Consider the following 14,535-nt stretch of genomic DNA (forward strand, 5'->3'; position numbering starts at 1 on the left):
ACACCTCAGTTTGTTATGATTTCTATTTCTGGGTTTACTAACGAAACCTCTACTAAATTGTATGTTTTTTGATCTGGGCTCAAATTGACGCGATAAAAAACATCACTAATTTTAACGATAATGCCATCAGAGAGTTGTACGGAACTGGAAAATATAGCATTTACATTCACATCTTTTTTTTGTGATAGGAGCCTAACAAAATTAACCATTTGCGAGGATTGAGAATGTATATTTTGACTATCAGTATAATCAGCATACTGAACACCAGAAATGAAGAGCAAAAACAAGAAAACTATGATTGTTAAGTCACGATATTTGGTTTGCAGGCGATGACGCATATACAGGCTAAAAACAACGATCAAGATAAATAAAGTACTAAATATAACTATGTATTTTAAATAGTCATTGATATTAGACTGCATTTGTAGATAATCTATGCTATAAAATTTCATATAAGTTCAATCCCTAACCCCTCAAAACCACATTTTATTATAGTAAAACATTTCCATTTATTAGTTATCAGCTGAAATTGATCATTATCCTTAAGCCAACTATGTTGACTTGCTTGTTATGACTCAAGGCATCTCAATGTTAGTAGCATTCAGAACTTCCGTTCTTCGCTCATGTCGGGCATTTATCATTCTTCCATACAGGTCACTCACTACCGGAAAAAGAATTCAGAGTATAAATAATCTTCTAACGTTTGTCCTGAACCAGCTTAATAAACTAAGGAATCTGCCCGAGGCGCTTGTTGTCCACGATAGCAGCCTAATCAATTTCCTGAATACGATTATAAGTGGAGTAGGGAAGGATGACTCCGTTTAGCCTGAGTTCTTTCCGGCCATCCGGGTAATGCCAGACCTCAATGTACTTCCCAATATTTTGACAGGTGAACATCGTGCAGTTCTTTGTGTTCCTCGCTGGCAGCGTAGGCCCAAAGTCAGTATAGCGTTCGCGGATAATATTGAATGCGTACCGGGCAAGACCATCCGGTAGTTGATTATTGCCGGGTTTCCCGCGACGACGGCCAGCCATACCCAGTGGGCCAGATTCATTGTAACGCAACAGAAGGCGTTCTGAAATATCAAGGCGCTGCGCGGCCATCAGTGTGGTCAGAGGCTGGACGACAACGTCCTGAATGATTTTGAGTCGGTTAACTTTGTCCATAGTGAAAAACTCCGCTGCGTGTGCCGTCATCAGAATCCCTCGATGGTGAATCTATGTGATGTACACTTAACTTATCCTTATCCCAGAACGGACATTACAATTTTGCTGTTACAACCTTAGTACGCATAATGTATATTATGTTAAATTAAATATTATGAAGACTATCCCTCGTCAGATAAGCCCATCGCATCCTACCCCCCTCCCTTTGCCTCTACTGGGGAAGCCGGAGAAACAGTGTCCGTTCCTGAGTCTGCGAAGCTTTAAAACCATGGTGGATATAAAACGCTTTGGCTTCCTCAGTGAGTGCATGAACCATAATCGCCCGCACCCCGATATTCTCAGCTACCCGATAACAGCGTAAAACCGCATCGTGGAGTAAATCGGCTCCCAACCCGTTTCCGCGTAACGAGACATCCACAGCCAGACGGGCAAGTATAATCACGGGAATGGGATCCGGCATGTTACGCCGCAGATTACCTGTCGCTTGCGTATGGTTAACGCTGCCGGTAGCCAGAGAGTAAAATCCCGCGACCTGCTTCGTGCCCGTTTTACAAACGACAAACGTTCGGGCTGCGCCGAGCGCCTGGTTTTTCAGACCTCTTTGTTTTAGCCATTCGTCAAGCACGGCCTCTCCACTGACGAACTCCGCCAGTTGATGGACGCTGGATAAGGGCTCTGGTGCTGTTACACGTCCCACTGAGGTTTCCTTGCCAGCAGTTTTTCTATGGCAGGATCGTCCGCGACCGGGGCATCGAGCATGTCAATGAACTCTGCATACTGTTCATCGTTAAAATTGAATACACGTCGATCGAGGATCACATTCTCGGCTGCCTGACAGGCCATCTCCAGAATGAAGTCTGTACGTGATTTATGGAGGATCTCTGCGGCGGCATCGATAAGCGCCCGCTGGGATTCTTTGGCTCTGAGATTGAGTTGAACATCTGATTTCATAGGTATACCTCTTGTATAGCAATTGCTTTACAAGCATAGCATAAGCGCTGTGTATAGCAATCGCTATACAGAACCCTTAATCATGTCTGACCTCTCCACACCGCATATCGCAAGAATTTGCTCTCTCAGCCAGCGGTGACCAGGGTCGCGTTCCATTCTTGGGTGCCACATCTGCGATACCGTAATACGACGGCCTTTGAACGGCAGCTCGAACAGATGTACCTGGTCCGTTACCTGCTGATTGAGTAAATAGAGCGCGGGTATCATGGCGATAAGATCCGATTCCAGCGCCACGGAGAGCGCCGTCGGAAATCCCGGTACGACGCTGGCGATTTTACGTTTTGTCCCCAGTTCGGCCAGCGCATCGTCAACGGATCCATGCAACGCGCCCTCGGGTGACGCAACCACATGGCCCCAGGCGACATAATCCTTCACGCCTATTTCTGCCTGCTTAGCCAGCGGGTGTCCCTTACGCACGACGCCCACAAACCGATCCTCAAACAACCGTTGCAGCCGTATTTCAGGCCCCATATTGCTCTGGACGCCAATCTCCAGATCAACCAGCCCTTCCCGAAGATAGCGCGACGTTTTTTCCGGCTTAGGCGCGAAGCGTATACAGACGTCCGGCGCGGCATCGGCCACAGCCGCTATAAGCGCAGGCCCAAACGCCACCACAAAACCATCGTTTGCCCTGATGGTAAAAAGACGCGCCAGACTTTGCGCACTGAACGTTTCAGTTGAGGGCTGCAATACCGCCCTCGCCTCGTGCACTGCACGCCTGGCGCGATCCCGGGTCGCTTCGGCCCACGGGGTCAGTACCATGCTACGCCCGGCGCGCACCAGGATCGGGTCGTCTGTAACGTCGCGTAATCTGCTTAATGTCCGGCTCATGGCCGAGGTGCTGAGATTCAGCCGACGGGCGGCACCTGCGACACTCGCTTCGCTCAGCAATATGTCTAGTGCAATCAGTAAATTAAAATCAGGATCGGTCATAGCGCTCATTCCTGTTCATTCAGATAAGGCGTTTCGTGCAACGATAAAGTGCAAATGGTGCGCCTTCCGCCCTGTAAAAGCCATCTTTATAGTTTTGTCATCCATACACTCTTCTCAGAGGACAACATAATGACGCTCTTTTCCAGTCAACCCGGCGACGAAGGACTTCCCGGCCCGGCGCGCGCGCGGGTGATGGCCGCAATTATGACCACCACCTTAATGGGCGTGTTTGATGGCACCATGATCAACATTGCCCTGCCTTCCATGGCTCAGGAGATGCAGGTACCTGCCAGTATTGCCGTCTGGTTCGCCAACGGGTATCTGCTGGCGGCTGCGATGACGCTGGCGATATTCGCGGCGCTTGCGGCCCGCCTGGGTTATCGCCCCGTATTTCTGGCAGGTCTGACGACCTTTACCCTGACATCACTGGGTTGCGCGCTGGCGAATACACCCGAAGTGCTTATCGGTATGCGCGTGCTTCAGGGGATCGGCGGCGCGGCGACGCTGAGTATTGCCCCCGCAATCCTGCGGTCCGTATTTCCCGGGCGATTGCTTGGCCGCATTCTGGGGTTACACGCCCTGCTCATCGCCTCCAGCTCCGCTATCGGCCCGGTATTGGGCGGGACGATCCTTCACACCCTGAGCTGGCAATGGCTGTTTGCGATAAACGTTGTTCCCGGCACCCTCGCCTTACAGCTGGCGGTCAAAGCGCTGCCGCGGGATGCGGTTCGAAAGCAAGCGCCTTTCGACACCCCGGGCGCGATATTGTCGGCGCTGCTGTTGGGGTCGACGATCATGGCGGCGAACAGCCTCCAGGACTATCATCCCGGTAGCCTTTGCTGGACAATGCTCGCTGCGCTGAGCGGCATGGCGTTTATCTGGCAGATCCGCCGCGCGGATAACCCCTTACTGCCGCCGATGATGTTTAAAAATGAACGTTTTACCCTCGCGGCCTTCACGTCGATGATTGCTTTTGTCAGCCAGGGGATCACCTTTATTGCGCTACCCTTCCTGTTTCAGAGCGAATACGGCTACAGCCCGGTGTTGTCTGCCCTGCTGTTTACGCCGTGGCCGCTAGGGATCGTACTGATTGCGCCGCATGCAGGCCGGTGGGCAGACACGATTTCAGCCCCGGCGATATCCACCCTGGGGCTGATGATTTTTGTCGTCGGTTTGATCCTGCTGGCAACATTACCCGACCGCCCTTCAGTGTGGGATATCTGCCTGCGGAGTCTGGTGTGCGGAGTGGGGTTTGGCTGCTTTCAGAGTCCCAATAACCGAGAAATGCTCTCCAACGTTATTCGTGAGCATGCGAGCTATGCATCCGGTGTTTTATCCATTATGCGCACGTTCGGGCAGTGTCTTGGCGCCGCCGCCGTGGCCGTTCTGCTGGCCGCAGATGAAAGGTCAATTCATGTTGCGCTGTGGGTCGCCGCCGCAGCTTCTGCGGTAGCGGTCGTCGTCAGCGCGAGCCGGTTGCGTAAAATCACTCATCCTGCGGAAACAGGATGAGCACGAAAATATAACTAAGCGCTACTCCAGTGCCAGCAGCGCAAAACTCGCCAGCCAGTGGCCGCCGCTGTAGTGACTGCCGACAACATGCTCCACGCTTGCCGAGAGATGGCGCGCAACGGCATCCTGTAACGCCTGTTGCGCCGGGTGGTTTTCCGGCAAAGCGCGGGCAATGTGCTTCATACACCACGCGCGGCTGAGGTTAAGCCCGTCCAGATGTGCGATTTTCGGGTCGGTGCGGTCGCTTACCTCAGCCGGGTTCATCAGCGCTGAAACGGCACCCACTTCAGGCAGAAACGCATCGAACCAGGCCGGGAAATTCTCTACCACCTTACTCATCAGTAACGCCTCGGTCAGCGCCCCGGAGATATACTCGTCGCCGCCCGGCTCATAATGCGCCGGATATTGCGTGTCCGTATGATAAAAGCGCGTCGCCGCGTCCAGGATCGCCTGTTCAAGCCCGTCATCCGTCACCGCTCGGGCATAATCCAGCCCCAGCGCGAGCGCAAACGCCGTGTTGTAATGTGTTCCGACGCGGATGGGATAGGTGAGCTTGCTGAGGTAATCCACCAGCCGCTGGCGAATATCCCGCGTTAACGGTTGCAGCGTCTGGTACCAGCGCTCCGCCTGTGGCAGTGACGACTGTTTCAGCTCCTGCGCCAGCGCCAGCAGCCAGCCGTAGCCATAAGGCCGCTCAAACGACGCGCGGAACGGCGCGGTAAAATAGGCCAGCTCCTTCGCCACCTTCTCGTCGATCAGGTGTTCTTCGAACAGAGTGATGATCTCTTCCCGGCACGGCAGTTCGGGCCAGAGACGCAGGCAGCGCAGCAGCAGCCAGTAGCCGTGCACCGCAGAATGCCAGTCAAAACAGCCGTAAAAGATCGGGTGCAGCTCGCGGGGCGGCAGAACGTCGCCGTCATCGTTGAGCAGATGCATAATGTGGTTCGGGTATTCCTGACGTAAATAGGTCAACGGCATTCTGGCGAAGGCGTCAGCCTGATGTTGCGTTAATTCCATTGCAGCTCCTTAGCGAAACACGAGGAAATACATTAAGAACACGTTCACCACCAGCAGGGTTAACGCGGTCGGGATCTGGATCTTGATAACCTGATATTTGTCTTTTAGCTCCAGCAGCGCGGCGGGCACAATGTTGAAGTTGGCGGCCATCGGCGTCATCAGCGTGCCGCAATAGCCTGCGTACATACCGATAGCCAGCAGCGGCGCCGGGTTACCGTGATGGACGTTAATCAGGAATGGCAGAGCGATACCGGCGCTTAACACTGGGAAGGCTGCGAAGGCATTACCCATGATCATGGTAAACAGCGCCATCCCCACGCAGTAAATCACCACCAGCATGAAGCGGCTGTCCGGGTTCACAAACAGGCTGACCACCTTTTGTACCGATTCGCCGGTATTCGCCACCACAAACACCCCGCCGAGCATGGCGAGCATCTGCGGCAGGATCACCGCCCAGCCAATGGTATCGACCAGCCGACGCGACTGACGCACCGCATGCAGCGGCGTACCTTTTGTCAGCCACCAGCCGGTAAGGATAGCCGCCACGCAGGCCACGCACAGCGCCGCCAGCGTAAGCTGTTTCTGGTCGAGCAGATAAACGCCGCCAATCGACACGCCTTTCAGAAACAGCGTCCCGATGACCGTTACCACGGGGATCATCAGTGCCGGTAAAAACAGCCAGTTTTTCAGCCGGTTCGACGAGGCAACACGCTCCTCCTCGGTGGACATTTTATAGTGCCCCTTCCCGACCAGCCCGAAACCGGCCAGCAGCGCAATCACGATAACGGCGCCGCCAATAATGCGATACGCCAGCGACTTACCCAGCTCCTGCACCATCAGATCGCCAAACAGGAAGATCCCGCCGAACAGAAACCAGAACAGCGCCGTGGTATAGCGTTTCGGGTTAGCGCGGTCGCGAAGGGTCATCACAACCAGCAGCATCACGACGAAGCCGATCAGGTAATACACGCGGTTAATGGTGATGAGGGTCATCATGGTGCGATCTCCTGCGTACCCTGCTCTGCTTTCCAGGCCATCACGTCGCGACGAATGCTGGCGTCGAGGCGCAGCAGACGCGTCATATGGATGATCAGTGCCGCAATAGCGGTCGGAATGGCCCACAGGCCGATATGCAGCGGTTCGATCCCCTCGATCCCGTTCTCTTTCAGGAACGCATCAATCAGCAGTACCGCGCCAAAGGCGATAAAGATATCTTCCCCAAAGAAAACCGCGATATTGTCACACGCGGCGGCATGGGCTTTGATTTTGTCGCGGATAGTCTGCGGCAGTTCGCCGTATTCATTCAGGGCCGCCCCTTCCGCCATCGGCGCCAGCAGCGGACGCACCGTTTGCGCGTGGCCGCCAAGGGACATCAGGCCCAGCGCAGCCGTCCCTTCGCGGGCGACAAAGTAGAGCATCAGGATACGCGCCGAGGTGGCGCTGGCGATCTTCGCGACCCAGGCCTGGGCGCGCTCTTTCAGCCCGTAATACTCCAGCAGGCCAATCACAGGCAGGATCAGAATGAAGGTGGCAAGCGATCGGCTATTCACGAACTTTTCGCCAAAGGTTTCCAGCAGCATACCGAAATCCATGCCAACCAGCAGGCCCGTCGCCAGCCCCGCCACCACGACAACCAGCAGCGGGTTGAAACGCAGTGCAAAACCAATAACCACCACCGGAATCCCGATAAGTGGCAACAGTGTAGAACTGTCCATAAACGTTACCCTATCCAAAGTGAGCGTTGCGCGCCGACGGCTATTTTTTATACTTCGCAGCAGAGCGAAGCCGGTGCATTACGGCGCGCGATGTTGTGTTTTGCGTCAGGCTCCACAGAACCTGCACTAAAAAGCTATATCTGAACGTCAAAAACATGTAAACAATTTATCAATAAAATGTTCTTATTTTATCGACGGGTTTACATTTCGGGAGAAGGATCGTTATGACGATAGAGAAAAAGACGACAGCGTTAAACCACGACGATATTGCGGACGGGCGAATCGTCTCCTCCCGTCATCTCGTCTCAGAGCGGTGTGCTGAATTATCAGAGCTGGAATATGCGCTGATCATGACCAGCAATGCGTTTAACAAATGGATGGTGCGCTGCATGACCGCTGCGGGTGAACCGGATATGGGGGCCTTTGACGTTTCGCTTCTGCACCACGTGAATCACCGCAACCGCAAGAAAAAGCTGGCCGACATCTGCTTTGTGCTGAACGTGGAAGATACCCACGTGGTGACGTATGCGCTGAAAAAGCTGGTCAAGGCGGGATATGTCACCAGCGAGAAAGCCGGAAAAGAGCTTTTTTTCTCCACCACGGAGGAGGGAAAAGCGCTGTGCATGAAGTACCGGGAGGTGCGGGAGGCCTGCCTGATCAACATTCATGCGGAAAGCGGCATTCCGGGTGCATCAATTGGCGAGACCGCGCAGTTACTCCGCGCGATCTCCTCCCTGTATGATACCGCCGCACGCGCGGCGGCCTCGCTTTAAGGACGGCGGAAAAGCGTCATACTCCGCCCGGCCAGTTCATAATCGACGGATTCCGTGATGATTTCCCCTGTGGGGGCCTCATCCGCCGTCGAAAGCTCCAGCACCCAACCCCCTTCGCCAAACTGCGGGATCTGGAATGGCACCGTGCCTTCAAACGGGTTAAACAGCATCAGCACGTCGTGCCAGACGCCCTCTTCCTGCTTAAGATCCGGGCGGCTGATGGCAAGACCAAGGGTGGAGCCCTCGTCCCATTGTTCCGACTGCTGCGGTCCGCCGCCGGCGTTAAACCAGCGGATCTCCAGCCCGTCGCGCCAGTTCTCACGTCGCAGCAGCGGCTGCGTCGCGCGCAGGGCAATCAACCGACGGGTAAAGTCGCGCAGCTTCTCGTCGTTCTCAGTGAGTCCTTCCCAGTTTACCCAGGAGATCTCGCTGTCCTGACAATAGCCGTTATTATTGCCCTTTTGCGTCCGGCCAAACTCATCCCCTGCCAGCAGCATCGGCGTACCGTGCGAGAAGAAGAGCGTGGTGAGGAAGTTGCGCTTTTGCCGCTCGCGGGTGGCGATGATATCCGGGTTCTCCGTCGGCCCTTCTTCGCCGTAGTTATACGACCGGTTATCATTATGTCCGTCGTTATTATCTTCCCCGTTATCGGCGTTATGTTTCTCGTTGTACGACACCAGGTCGTTCAGCGTGAAGCCGTCATGCGCGGTAATAAAATTGACGCTGGCCCACGGACGACGCCCGCGCAGATCGTACAAATCACCGGACCCTAACAGACGGGCGGCAAAATCGTTAGAGACGTTATCCCCCTTCCAGTATTCACGTACCGTATCGCGGTATTTGTCGTTCCACTCACCCCAGCCAGGCGGGAAGCCTCCCACCTGATACCCGCCGGGGCCGATATCCCACGGCTCACCGATGAGCTTCAGCTTCGACAGCACCGGATCCTGGGTCACGGCATCGAAGAAGCCGCCGCGCGGATCGAACCCCTCCGGCTCACGTCCGAGAATGGTCCCGAGGTCAAAGCGGAAACCGTCAATCTGCATCGATTCTGCCCAGTAACGCAGGGAGTCCATGACCATCTGCAATACGCGCGGGTGGGAAGTATTAACGGTGTTCCCGGTGCCGGTGTCGTTGATGTAATACCGGTGCTGATCCGGCATGGTGCGGTAATAACAGAAGTTATCAATTCCCTTAAACGACAGGGTTGGCCCCAGCTCGTTGCCCTCCGCCGTGTGGTTATAGACCACGTCGAGGATCACCTCGATGCCCGCGTCATGATAGGCACGCACCATGTCGCGGAAACCCTGGATCCCCGCCGGGCCGTAATAGCGTGACGCTGGCGCAAAGAAACCGAGCGAGTTATAGCCCCAGAAGTTTTTCAGACCGCGATCGAGCAGGTGCTGATCGTCAGGGAACCAGTGAACCGGCAGCAGCTCGACCGAGGTAATCCCGAGGCTTTTGATGTACTCCACCGACGCTTTATGCCCCATCCCCTCAAACGTACCGCGCAGTTCAGGCGGAATAGCCGGGTTAAGCTGGGTAAAGCCTTTTACGTGGCTCTCATAAACCACGGTATGCGGCCACGGGATATCGGGTCGGCGGGAGTCTTGCCAGTCGACGGAATTGGGGTCGATGACCTTACATTTGGGCGTAAACGGCGCGCTGTCTCGCGTATCAAAGCTGAGATCCAGCTCATCGTGTCCCAGCTCATAGCCGAAGTGGGCATCGTTCCACTCAATGTCACCCACCAGTTCACGGGCATAGGGGTCAATAAGCAGCTTATTGGGGTTGAAGCGGTGACCGTTCTCCGGATCGTAAGGGCCATATACACGGTAGCCATACAGCGCCCCCGGTTTCAGATCCGGCACATAGCCGTGCCAGACCTCATGGGTATATTCCGGCAGTTCCAGGCGGGTGATTTCTGTTTTTCCCGATGGGTCAAACAAACACAGCTCCACCCGCTCCGCATGGGCGGAAAACAGGGCGAAATTCACTCCTTTCCCGTCATAATTTGCGCCCAACTGTTGGCCATGACCGGCCCGAATTTCAAACGTTGTATCCTTTGGCATTTTTGTTCTCCTCGATTATTCGCAGGTAAGCAGAACCAACAAACATCCCTTTTCAGACGTTAAATCCAGCGTCTCTGGCAGAAGGCGACGCTCACCGGTAAACAGATCCCGGTAGTGCTTCCCGGCCAGCTCCTGGGGTATGGCCACCATAGTATTGGCCCACAGCATCGCATTGTCGGTGACGTCAAACACCAGACGCGGCACGGCGACGATCAGCGCCTCGTCATCTTTTATGCGGGCATAAACGATCAGATTCTCTTCCCGCTCGCCAGTCACCTTCAGCGGCAGCCAGTCGCCGTAGCGGAAAAGCGCGGGGTAATGCGGCCGCAGCCGTAACAGCGTGGCGGTGACGTACTGCTTCACGCTGCCGTCTCGCCAGCGTTGCGCATCGTTAAAAATGGTTCCATCCGCTACGCTGAGGTTTTCCGCCAGCGCGGTGAAATCCGGTTCGCGGCGGTTATCCGGGTCGACCAGGCTGAAGTTAAGCCCTTCGCTGCCCTGGTAGATGTCCGGTACGCCGGGCGCAGTCAGCTTGATCACCGTCTGGCTCAGGCTGTTCATTAACCCAGCCCGAATAAACGGCTGGAGTGCGGCACTGAAATCACGCAGGAACAGGGTGTTATCCGGGGAGAGCAGATGGCGCACGTAGTCCAGCACCACGCTCTCGTACCCTTCGTTGCTGTCGATCCAGTCGGTACGCTGCTTGGCCTCGCGCAGGGCTTTCTCAATAAAGCCGAGGAAACGCTCTTCCAGTGACTTAAGACCATCACGATCGTCTGGCGACAGCGTGGCTGGCCAGACGCCCGCCAGCGCCTGGAAGATCATCCAGGTGTCGGCGGCGTTCGGCGCGGTGCCGTCGTTGAGGAATCGGACCTGCGTCTGGTTCATCTGCCGCCAGCGCGCCAGGTTTTCCCCCCACAGATCTGGCGCTTCCGTCAGCGTGTATAGTCGCGCTCGCGCATCCTCGCCGCGTTTGGTGTCGTGGGTGGAGGTTCCCAGCAGCGCATCGGGCTGGCGGGTAAGACGAATGCGCATCTCCTGGTGAAAACGGGAAAGTGAAAATGCGCGCGGCGTCGGGTCGGCGCCGACTTCGTTCAGGGCCAGCTCCAGGTTATGGCGGAAGAACAGCGTATCCTCTACCGATTTCGCCATCAGCGGCCCGGTCAGTTGCTGAAAACGGGTGCGGAAAAGCGAGGCCAGCGCGTGGTCATGCTCCGGCAGATCGCCGGTAAGAATACGCACGATCAGGCTGAGCGCGGGTTCAGAGGTGTCGACGCTGGCGACCACGCGACTGAGCAGCGCCACATCCGGTGGCGTCAGCCCCTCTCCGGTGCCGTAGGTGCGATACACCGGAAATGCGATAAGCAGCTCGCGCAGGGCATGGCGGATATCCTCATGCTCCACTTCGGCGCCGTTATGCCCGGCCAGCTCGCTGGCGATTTTGAGCAGCGTGGTAAATTCACCTTCAAAATTACGATCGGTCATCAGCCCTTTGGCTTTGCGAAGTTCCGCCTGCCTGTCCACGGTCGTACCCAGCGTCTCGTCGTAGAGCGTCTCCAGTCGCGAGAGGTTGGTATCATCCACCAGCACTTCCGCCAGCGAGGCAATAAACTCATAGCCCGTAGTACCCGAGACCGGCCACTCCTGAGGAAGCTGTTCCCCTTTGGCGAGGATCTTCTCTACCGTGATGTAGCAATCCGGTCCGGTCGCCGCACGCAGGCGCTGCAAATAGCCCAGCGGATCGGCAAGCCCGTCCACATGGTCAATGCGCAGGCCGTCGACAACCCCGGCGTGAACAAGCTCAAGGATCAGGCGGTGCGTGTCTGCGAAGACCGCCTCATCCTCTACCCGCACGCCGACCAGCCCGGTGATTTCAAAAAAGCGCCGCCATGAAAGCTGTTTCGGCGCTTCCCGCCAGGACATCAGCCGCCAGCTTTGCGCCTCGTGGATCTCAGCGATGCTCTTGCCTTCGGCATACGTGCCGGGATTAAGCGGATAGGCGGTATCATAGTAAACCAGCGCTGCGCTGTTGGTGACACTGTCACGTTTTAAGGTGATAGCCCCCCGCTCCAGCTCGGCTTCAAAGGTGTCGCCAAGAAACGGCAACGTCAGCGGTCGGGACCAGTCGATATCAAAATATGCCGCATAGCGGCTCTGCCTGCCTTGTTCTATAACATCGCGCCACCAGCGGTTTTCCAGCGAGGTCGACATATGGTTAGGAACGATATCCAGAATCAGCCCCATCCCCGCCTGCTTCAGCGCTGCCGCCATGCGGTCAAACCCTTCCCGCCCGCCAATCGCCGGGTCGATTTCGTTGGGGTCGGTCACGTCATAGCCGTGGGTGGAATCCGTGGTTGCGGTGAAAACAGGCGACGCGTAAAGATGGCTAATTCCAAGGTCTTTCATATACGGAATCAGGTCCACCACGCGATCGAAGGTCATGCCGTTGCGAAACTGAATTCGGTAAGTAGAGGAAGGGATCATAGCGCTGCTTCTCCATCAGCTAAGCGAACAACAATGCTGTTTGGCGGCAGGTTATCGACTGCCTCCGGCCAGCTAAAGATCGTTTTTCCAGGCAGGTTCGGTAAGGCGAGCGGCTTTTTGCCGATATTCAGCGCCAGCGACAGCGTACCGGACGGGAAACGCCAGCTCACGGCAACCATGCCGAGCGCCGTTTGCAGGACGTGACCCTCCACGGCGCCCCGCTGTTTCAGTAGCGGGACGATAAAGCGCTGACGCAGCGCAATCAGTTCGCGCGTAGCGTGCAGCCACGCCCTGCCTTCCTCCGTGTCTGCCTTGTTCCAGTCAAGCTTCGACCGCATAAAGGTATTTACGTCATTGGGGTCCGGTACGGTTTCATCGTGCCCGGCATGGCCGGTAAACTCTTTCGCGCGCCCTTCCCGCACGGCTTTCGCCAGGTCGCCGTGGAAGTCGGTGAAAAAGAGGAACGGATGCGTTTCGCCATACTCCTCGCCCATAAACAGCAGCGGAATATGAGGCGACATAAGCAGCGCCGCAAACAGCACACGCGTTTTATCCGCGCCTGCCAGAGAGATAAGCCTCTCCCCCTGGGCACGGTTGCCGACCTGGTCGTGATTCTGAATAAAATCGACAAAAAACTGCGGAGGTTGCTCGCGACACTCTACCCCGCGCGATTTTCCGGTCTGAAGCGAGATTTCCCCCTGGTAGACAAAGCCCTCTGCCAGCGCCCGCGCCAGTTTTTTCTCCGGCTCAAAGGAAAAATCCTGATAATAGGCGTGTGATTCCCCGGTCGCGAAGACATGCGCGGCGTTGTGAAAATCATCATTCCATTCGGCGGTGAAAAGCGGCGTCTGACCATGCTCATCGCGCGGATGCAGGAAAATCACGTTGCGACTGTCTTCGGTGGTCAGATGGATATGCCGATCCGGAAATGCGTCGCGGATCCGTTGCGCTATCTCGGGAAGAATATGGGTCTCAGCGTCGTCATGGATCTGGTCGATGGCGTCGAAGCGCAGACCGTCAAGATGATACTCCGAGAGCCAGAATAACGGCGCCTCGGCGATGTATTGCCGGACGGCCTCAACCTCATAGGCAATACCGTTGCCCCACGGGGTCATACGATCCCGATGGAAAAACGCTGGCGAGAGCAACGGCAGGTAATTACCTTCCGGGCCAAAGTGGTTGAGTACGATATCCAGCACCACGGAAAGCCCGAGCGCGTGGGCGGCATCAATGAAGGCATGAAAATCATCCGGTGTGCCATAAGCTGAGTGCGGGGCATACAGCAGTACGCCGTCATACCCCCATCCGCGCACGCCCCCGAAGTGGGACACGGGCATCACTTCCAGTTGCGTAATACCCAGCCCGGCCAGATAAGGCAGTTTGTCGATGGCCGCCCTGAAGGTTCCTTCCCCGGTGAAGGTGCCGATATGCAGCTCGTAGATCACCGTCTCTTCCCACGGTCGTCCTTGCCATTCCCGCTGAGTGGGCAGGCTGCGACGCGGGTCGATCACCACCGACGGGCCGTTGACGTCGGCCTGCTGCGCGCGTGAGGCCGGATCCGGCACCGCCATTCCATCCTGTAAAACAAACTGATAGGTCGTACCGTGCCTGACGCCGGGCACGTCAATCTGAAACCAACCGTCGCCCACCGCCGCCATGGGAATGTCGGTATCGGTTAAACGTAATGTGAGATCTTTCTGCCCTTCTGCCCAGACGCGAAAACGTACAACGTCATCGGAAATAAACTCAGCACCCCAGTGCCTGCGACATGTTCTGAATTCCATTCATTGTCCTCGAATGACCACCTTTTACGCGGAACGAAATACAAGCTTAGACCAGGATCTACAGAGT

12 protein-coding genes and 2 pseudogenes are annotated in these 14,535 nt (G+C 55.9%); 2 read left to right on the plus strand and 12 right to left on the minus strand.

Translation table 11 applies throughout. The features are described from left to right. Positions 1 to 5 precede the first annotated feature (5 nt). The 6 genes and pseudogenes from ACQG1Y_RS11805 to ACQG1Y_RS11830 all read right to left on the minus strand — a co-directional run bounded on the left by ACQG1Y_RS11805 (position 6) and on the right by ACQG1Y_RS11830 (position 3,111). Positions 6 to 452 carry a DUF3290 domain-containing protein gene (locus tag ACQG1Y_RS11805; protein WP_014069654.1) on the minus strand — a complete coding sequence of 149 codons (447 nt, stop codon included), beginning with the start codon at positions 450 to 452 and terminating at the stop codon, positions 6 to 8. 277 nt (positions 453 to 729) lie between these two features. Continuing rightward, positions 730 to 879 (minus strand): annotated as a pseudogene (locus tag ACQG1Y_RS11810) (ISNCY family transposase); the annotation flags it as partial. A 1-nt stretch (position 880) separates the two neighbouring features. Then, positions 881 to 1,197: pseudogene (locus ACQG1Y_RS11815) on the minus strand (ISNCY family transposase); the annotation flags it as partial. A gap of 181 nt (positions 1,198 to 1,378) precedes the next feature. Beyond that, a complete protein-coding gene (locus tag ACQG1Y_RS11820) occupies positions 1,379 to 1,864 on the minus strand; it encodes a GNAT family N-acetyltransferase (RefSeq protein ID WP_003857133.1) in 486 nt (161 codons plus the stop codon). Next, positions 1,852 to 2,118: a DUF1778 domain-containing protein gene (locus tag ACQG1Y_RS11825; protein WP_003857131.1), complete on the minus strand. Its 267-nt coding sequence runs from the start codon at positions 2,116 to 2,118 to the stop codon at positions 1,852 to 1,854. Before ACQG1Y_RS11825 ends, ACQG1Y_RS11820 begins: the two co-directional genes overlap by 13 nt. 63 nt (positions 2,119 to 2,181) lie before the next feature. Then, entirely contained in the window at positions 2,182 to 3,111 is a 930-nt protein-coding gene (locus ACQG1Y_RS11830; RefSeq protein ID WP_193360842.1) for a LysR family transcriptional regulator, read from the minus strand. Between the two features lie 129 nt (positions 3,112 to 3,240). Between ACQG1Y_RS11830 and ACQG1Y_RS11835 the strand changes: the two genes are divergently transcribed. After that, the gene (locus ACQG1Y_RS11835; RefSeq protein ID WP_032648336.1) at positions 3,241 to 4,623 is read left to right on the plus strand and encodes an MFS transporter; all 1,383 of its coding nucleotides are present in this window, start codon (positions 3,241 to 3,243) and stop codon (positions 4,621 to 4,623) included. Positions 4,624 to 4,644: 21 nt separating this feature from the next. Here the strand turns inward: ACQG1Y_RS11835 and ACQG1Y_RS11840 are convergent, their stop codons facing one another. Genes ACQG1Y_RS11840 through ACQG1Y_RS11850 form a run of 3 tightly spaced genes read right to left on the minus strand, consistent with a single transcriptional unit; the run spans position 4,645 to position 7,355 of the window. Then, positions 4,645 to 5,640, minus strand: a complete 996-nt coding sequence (locus ACQG1Y_RS11840; protein WP_017382342.1) for a DUF2891 domain-containing protein — start codon at positions 5,638 to 5,640, stop codon at positions 4,645 to 4,647. A 9-nt stretch (positions 5,641 to 5,649) separates the two neighbouring features. Continuing rightward, positions 5,650 to 6,636, minus strand: a complete 987-nt coding sequence (locus tag ACQG1Y_RS11845) for a DUF979 domain-containing protein (protein ID WP_017382341.1) — start codon at positions 6,634 to 6,636, stop codon at positions 5,650 to 5,652. After that, positions 6,633 to 7,355 carry a DUF969 domain-containing protein gene (locus ACQG1Y_RS11850; RefSeq protein ID WP_003857121.1) on the minus strand — a complete coding sequence of 241 codons (723 nt, stop codon included), beginning with the start codon at positions 7,353 to 7,355 and terminating at the stop codon, positions 6,633 to 6,635. Before ACQG1Y_RS11850 ends, ACQG1Y_RS11845 begins: the two co-directional genes overlap by 4 nt. A 224-nt stretch (positions 7,356 to 7,579) precedes the next feature. Between ACQG1Y_RS11850 and ACQG1Y_RS11855 the strand changes: the two genes are divergently transcribed. After that, the gene (locus ACQG1Y_RS11855; RefSeq protein WP_045339808.1) at positions 7,580 to 8,128 is read left to right on the plus strand and encodes a winged helix DNA-binding protein; all 549 of its coding nucleotides are present in this window, start codon (positions 7,580 to 7,582) and stop codon (positions 8,126 to 8,128) included. On the opposite strand, the gene glgX is transcribed toward ACQG1Y_RS11855, so the two are convergent. Genes glgX through treZ form a run of 3 tightly spaced genes read right to left on the minus strand, consistent with a single transcriptional unit; the run spans position 8,125 to position 14,468 of the window. Further along, positions 8,125 to 10,200 carry a glycogen debranching protein GlgX gene (gene glgX, locus ACQG1Y_RS11860; protein WP_193360844.1) on the minus strand — a complete coding sequence of 692 codons (2,076 nt, stop codon included), beginning with the start codon at positions 10,198 to 10,200 and terminating at the stop codon, positions 8,125 to 8,127. The two genes, ACQG1Y_RS11855 and glgX, sit on opposite strands and share 4 nt — an antisense overlap. A 15-nt stretch (positions 10,201 to 10,215) precedes the next feature. Continuing rightward, positions 10,216 to 12,684, minus strand: a complete 2,469-nt coding sequence (gene treY / locus ACQG1Y_RS11865) for a malto-oligosyltrehalose synthase (RefSeq protein WP_086626150.1) — start codon at positions 12,682 to 12,684, stop codon at positions 10,216 to 10,218. Continuing rightward, entirely contained in the window at positions 12,681 to 14,468 is a 1,788-nt protein-coding gene (gene treZ, locus ACQG1Y_RS11870; RefSeq protein WP_368740414.1) for a malto-oligosyltrehalose trehalohydrolase, read from the minus strand. Before treZ ends, treY begins: the two co-directional genes overlap by 4 nt. Positions 14,469 to 14,535: the final 67 nt, after the last annotated feature.

The organism is Enterobacter cloacae complex sp. 397G4 (assembly GCF_050031515.1).
GTDB classification, from domain to species: domain Bacteria; phylum Pseudomonadota; class Gammaproteobacteria; order Enterobacterales; family Enterobacteriaceae; genus Enterobacter; species Enterobacter hormaechei_C.